Consider the following 5,036-nt stretch of genomic DNA (forward strand, 5'->3'; position numbering starts at 1 on the left):
TCGGGATCGGCTGCGGATCAGTACGTCGGCTGGCTCGGGTCGATCTGACTGACCCACGCCACCACGCCGCCGCCGACGTGCACCGCATCGGCGTACCCCGCGCCCTTGACGATCGCCAGCGTCTCGGCCGAGCGCACGCCCGACTTGCAGTGCATGACGATCTGCTTGTCGCTGGGCAGCTGGGCGAGGGCATTGCCGTTGAGGAACTCGCCCTTGGGGATGAGCACCGCGCCGGGAATGTGGTTGATCTCCGCCTCGTTCGGCTCGCGCACGTCGATGAGTACGAAGTCGCGCTCGCCGTTGTCGCGCTCCTTGAGCATGTGCTCGAGCTGGGTGACCGAGATCGTCGAGCCGACCGCCGCCTCGGCGGCCTCGTCGGACACGGCACCACAGAAGGCGTCGTAGTCGATCAGCTCGGTGACGGTCGCGTGCTCACCGCACAGGGCGCAGTTGGGGTCCTTGCGCACCTTGAGCTTGCGGTACTCCATCTCGAGCGCGTCATAGATCATCAGCTTCCCGGCGATCGGGTCGCCGATGCCGGTGATGAGCTTGATGGCCTCGTTGACCTGGATGGCGCCGATGCTCGCGCACAGCACCCCCAGCACGCCGCCCTCGGCGCAGCTCGGGACCATGCCCGGCGGCGGCGGCTCCGGGTACAGGCACCGGTAGCAAGGCAGGTCGGAGACCTGCGATGGGGAGAGCAGGTCGTCGCCTTCGTGGCGAAGCCACGGCGCGAACACCGAGGCCTGGCCGTCGAAACGGTAGATCGAGCCCCAGACGTAGGGGATCTTCAAGAAGTACGCCGCATCGTTGACCATGTAGCGGGTCGCGAAGTTGTCGGTGCCGTCGACGATCAGGTCGTAGCCCTCGAAGACGTCGAGCACGTTGTCGTTGTCGAGCCGCTCGGGGTGCAGGACGACCTCGACGTACGGGTTGATCTCCGCGATCGACTCCTTGGCGGACTGGCCCTTCGGCTTGTCGATGTCGCTGACGCCGTGGATGACCTGGCGCTGCAGGTTGGACTCGTCGACCGTGTCGAACTCGGCGATCCCCAGCGTGCCGACACCGGCGGCGGCGAGGTAGAGCAAGGCCGGCGAACCGAGGCCGCCGGCACCGATGACGAGCACCTTGGCGTTCTTGAGCCGCTTCTGCCCGGTCATCCCGACGTCGGGGATGATCAGGTGTCGGCTGTAGCGGCGGACCTCATCGATGGTGAGCTCGGCGGCTGGCTCGACGAGCGGGGCGAACGACACGGCGTACTCCTCAGGGGTGGGACACGGGGCGGGATCGCTTGGCGCAACACCGCCGACGACATCCATGTTCCCCGCGACCGCCACGACCGGCCGCCACATCCCGGCATCCGGACGGACGACCCCCCGAGACGGGGCCTACCTGCGGGTAGGCTGCCCACTCAGCGAAATCCCGGGAGGAAACAACACGTGAGCGTTGATCGCTTCGACTCGAGTGCAGCCCGCCCACGAGGCGGCCGCATGCCCCGCCGGGAGCGCCGCGCCCAGTTGATGGAGTCGGCCCTCGAGGTCTTCGTCGCACAGGGCTACCACGCGGCTGCGATGGACGACATCGCCGATCGCGCCGGCGTCTCCAAGCCCGTGCTCTACCAGCACTTCCCCGGCAAGCTCGACCTCTACCTCGCGCTGCTCGACGCCTCCTGCGACGACATCATCGACAACTGCCGGATCGCGCTCGCCTCCACCACCGACAACAAGCTGCGCGTCCAGGCCGCGATGCAGGCGTTCTTCGACTACGTCGCCTCCGACTCGGGCGCCTTCCGACTGGTCTTCGAGTCCGACCTCACCAGCGAGCCGGCCGTCCGCGAGCACGTCGACCGTGTCACCACCGAGTGTGCGGCGATGATCACCGAGGTGATCCACGACGACACCGGACTGCCCGACGAGGCCTCGCGCCTGCTCGCGGTGTCCCTGGTGGGAATGGCCCAGGTCAGCGCTCGGTTCTGGCTCGGTGAGGCCGGCGTCAGCAGTGGGGCGATCCCCCTCACGGATGCCGCCGCGCTCGTGGCAGGCCTGGCCTGGCGCGGGATCCGGGGCTACCCGAAGACCGAGGAGCACTGACAGCACCACCCCCGAACCGCCGGCGCCGTATCGACGGCGTGCGAAGCGAGCGTGCCGGCAACCCGGCACGCCAACCCCCACCAACGAAGGAGTGACCATGGAGGTCAAGATCGGCGTCCAGCACGCCCCGCGCGAGCTGGTCGTGGAGACCGAGATCAGCCCCGAGGACTTCGAGGCGCAGCTCACCGAGGCCGTCACCTCGGACGGCATCCTCGCGTTCACCGACTCCAAGGGCCGCCGCATCGCGGTGCCCGGCAGCAAGATCGCCTACGTCGAGATCGGCACCGGCGCCCATGGCACGGTCGGTTTCCGCTGACAAGTCCCGCCGCGCCCCACGGGTGCCGGTGATTGAACGGTGACCCCGCGAGGCCCATGATGGGAGCACGTCGACCCGGTCGACCGGTTCGACACCATCGCGCCGTCGAGGCGCGACTCCTGGAAGGAATCCAAAGATGCTCGGAACCATCATTGTCACGCTGATCGTGGGAACGATCATTGGCTTCTTGGGCAAGGCCGTGGCTCCCGGTGACCGCGACAACATCCCGGTGTGGCTCACGATCGTGTGCGGCATCGTCGGCGCCTTCGTGGGCAGCTACATCTACTACGCCATCTTCGGCGTCGCCGAGAACAACCCCGGCGGCGACATGTACGACACCAGCAAGGGCATCGACTGGTGGCGTCACCTGTGGCAGATCATGGTGGCTGCCGTGCTGGTCGTGATTGCCTCCGGCGTCACGGGTCGCAGCAGGACCAGGGTCTGACGCTTTCATGAGGAAGGCCCCCGCACCTGATGGTGTGGGGGCCTTCCTCGTCTCCGCTCAGGCGTCGAGGCCGAGGTCGGCCATCCGCTGCGCGTGGTTCTCGGTCAGCCGGGTGAACATCCGCCCCAGCGCTGCGAGGTCCAGGCCCGGCCGGTCGACGCCGCCCGCCAGGAGAGCTGTCAGCGCGTCGCGCTCGGCCGCGATGCGTTGCGCCTGGGTCAGCGCCTCACCCATCAGCCGGCGCCCCCACAGCGCGAGGCGCCCGCCCAGCCGGTGGTCCTCGGCGATCCCCGCCCGCACCCGGTCGACCACGAAGGCGGACTTGCCGGCGTCGGCCAGCGCGGCCACGATCAGGTCACGGGTCTCGGGGTCGAGGTAGGCCGCGACCTCGCGGTAGAAGTCGGCGGCGAGGCCGTCGCCGACGTAGGCCTTGATCAGGCCCTCGTACCAGTCGGCAGGCTGGGTGTGAGCGTGGAAGTCGTCGAAGCCGACCTGGAACGACGCCATGGCGGCGTACGGGTCTCCACCGAGCTCGCGCAGCCGGGCGTGCAGGCGCTCCAGGTGGCCGAACTCGGCGGCCGCCATCGCACCGATCGCCATCTTGTCCTCGAGCGTGGGGGCGAGCTTGGCGTCCTCGGCGAGCCGCTCGAAGGCCGTGAGCTCGCCATAGGCGATCGCTCCGAGGAGGTCGATCACGGCCAGGGTGTAGGCGGCGTCCTGCGGGGGGACGACCGGCGATTCAGACATGGGTGAACCCTAGGCGATAGACTGCCCCCATCGAGGGCCGTGTTTTGAACATGCTCTGAACCGGCCCCGACGCATGTGCGCGGCTGGCTTTCTCTCTCCGAGTCCGCCGCACGACGAGGATTGAGAAAACAGAAAGCGACATAGACGTGACCACGTTCCGTGAACTCGGGGTGCTCCCCGAGATCTGCGACGCCTTGGAGCGCGCAGGCATCATCACCCCCTTCGCCATCCAGGAGATGACCCTCTCGGTCGCCCTGATGGGGACCGACCTGATCGGCCAGGCCCGCACGGGCACCGGCAAGACCCTCGCGTTCGGCATCCCGGTGCTCCAGCGCAGCGTCACCAAGGACGACCCGGCCTACGCCGACCTGCCGCAGGGCAAGCCGCAGGCGCTGATCGTCGCCCCGACCCGCGAGCTCGCGCTCCAGGTCTCCAGCGACCTCGCCATCGCCAGCAAGGACCTCGGGCTGCGCGTCCTGACCGTGTACGGCGGCGTGGGCTACGACACCCAGCTCGACACCCTCCAGTCCGGCGTCGACGTCGTCGTCGGCACACCCGGCCGGCTCATCGACCTGGCCAACCGCAAGGCCCTCGACCTCTCGCACGTCCACGCCCTCGTGCTGGACGAGGCCGACGAGATGCTCGACCTCGGGTTCCTGCCCGACGTGGAGCGTCTGTTGAGCCTCACCCCCGAGACGCGTCAGACGATGCTGTTCTCGGCCACCATGCCGGCCGCGATCGTGGCCCTGGCCCGCACGCACATGCGCCACCCGATGAACATCCGGGCCGAGTCGTCCTACGAGAACGCCACGGTCCCCGCGACCGCACAGTTCATCTACCTCGCGCACGACCTGGACAAGCCGGAGATCATCGGCCGCGTCCTGCAGGCCGACGACGCGGAGAAGATGATCGTCTTCACCCGCACCAAGCGTCAGTCGCAGCGCATCGCCGACGACCTGGCCGAGCGTGGCTTCGCGGCCGCGCCGCTGCACGGCGACATGGCACAGATCGCCCGGGAGAAGGCGCTCGCGAGGTTCCGTGAGGACAAGCTCAAGGTGCTCGTGTGCACCGACGTCGCGGCCCGCGGCATCGACGTGCGCGGCGTCTCCCACGTCGTCAACTACACCTGCCCCGAGGACGACAAGACCTACATCCACCGCATCGGTCGCACGGGTCGCGCCGGCGCCTCCGGTACCGCGATCACGCTGGTCGACTGGCCGGACATCGCGCGGTGGAAGATGATCAACAAGACGCTCGACCTGCCCTTCCCGGACCCGACGGAGACCTACTCCACCTCGGAGCACCTCTTCCACGACCAGGGCATCGCGCCGGACACCAAGGGCCGGATCAAGGACCCCGCCCCCCAGGAGCGGAAGAGTGAGAAGAAGGAGCGCTCGGACCGGGCTCCTCGCTCCCGTGATGGTGGCTCGCGTGACGG

General features: G+C 68.5%; 6 protein-coding genes. 4 read left to right on the plus strand and 2 right to left on the minus strand.

Going from position 1 to position 5,036, the window contains the following annotated elements:
* Nucleotides 1-17 precede the first annotated feature (17 nt).
* A complete protein-coding gene (gene moeZ, locus RMO85_RS12835) occupies nt 18-1,253 on the minus strand; it encodes an adenylyltransferase/sulfurtransferase MoeZ (RefSeq protein WP_310529115.1) in 1,236 nt (411 codons plus the stop codon).
* 237 nt (nt 1,254-1,490) lie between these two features.
* Here moeZ and RMO85_RS12840 point away from each other — a divergent pair, with 237 nt between their 5' ends.
* The 3 genes from RMO85_RS12840 to RMO85_RS12850 all read left to right on the plus strand — a co-directional run bounded on the left by RMO85_RS12840 (nt 1,491) and on the right by RMO85_RS12850 (nt 2,851).
* Complete coding sequence (locus tag RMO85_RS12840; protein ID WP_310529116.1) at nt 1,491-2,090, plus strand: TetR/AcrR family transcriptional regulator; 600 nt, start codon at nt 1,491-1,493, stop codon at nt 2,088-2,090.
* Nucleotides 2,091-2,187: 97 nt separating this feature from the next.
* Entirely contained in the window at nt 2,188-2,406 is a 219-nt protein-coding gene (locus RMO85_RS12845; RefSeq protein ID WP_310529117.1) for a DUF3107 domain-containing protein, read from the plus strand.
* 136 nt (nt 2,407-2,542) lie between these two features.
* On the plus strand, nt 2,543-2,851 hold the full coding sequence (locus RMO85_RS12850) for a hypothetical protein (RefSeq protein ID WP_310529118.1): 309 nt from the start codon (nt 2,543-2,545) through the stop codon (nt 2,849-2,851).
* A gap of 57 nt (nt 2,852-2,908) precedes the next feature.
* On the opposite strand, the gene RMO85_RS12855 is transcribed toward RMO85_RS12850, so the two are convergent.
* Entirely contained in the window at nt 2,909-3,598 is a 690-nt protein-coding gene (locus RMO85_RS12855) for a ferritin-like fold-containing protein (RefSeq protein WP_310529119.1), read from the minus strand.
* 236 nt (nt 3,599-3,834) lie between these two features.
* Here RMO85_RS12855 and RMO85_RS12860 point away from each other — a divergent pair.
* Nucleotides 3,835-5,036 (plus strand): DEAD/DEAH box helicase (locus tag RMO85_RS12860; protein WP_310529120.1); only part of this gene is annotated, 1,202 nt, incomplete at its 3' end.

It is taken from the genome of Nocardioides sp. (assembly GCF_031422975.1).
GTDB lineage: Bacteria > Actinomycetota > Actinomycetes > Propionibacteriales > Nocardioidaceae > Nocardioides.

What these genes read in the sequence shown, in the direction of transcription:
- RMO85_RS12840 (WP_310529116.1), top strand. Translation starts at nt 1,491, where the DNA reads ATGCCCCGCCGGGAGCGCCGCGCCCAGTTGATGGAGTCGGCCCTCGAG.
- RMO85_RS12845 (WP_310529117.1), top strand. Translation starts at nt 2,188, where the DNA reads ATGGAGGTCAAGATCGGCGTCCAGCACGCCCCGCGCGAGCTGGTCGTG.
- RMO85_RS12855 (WP_310529119.1), bottom strand. Translation starts at nt 3,598, where the DNA reads ATGTCTGAATCGCCGGTCGTCCCCCCGCAGGACGCCGCCTACACCCTG.
- RMO85_RS12850 (WP_310529118.1), top strand. Translation starts at nt 2,543, where the DNA reads ATGCTCGGAACCATCATTGTCACGCTGATCGTGGGAACGATCATTGGC.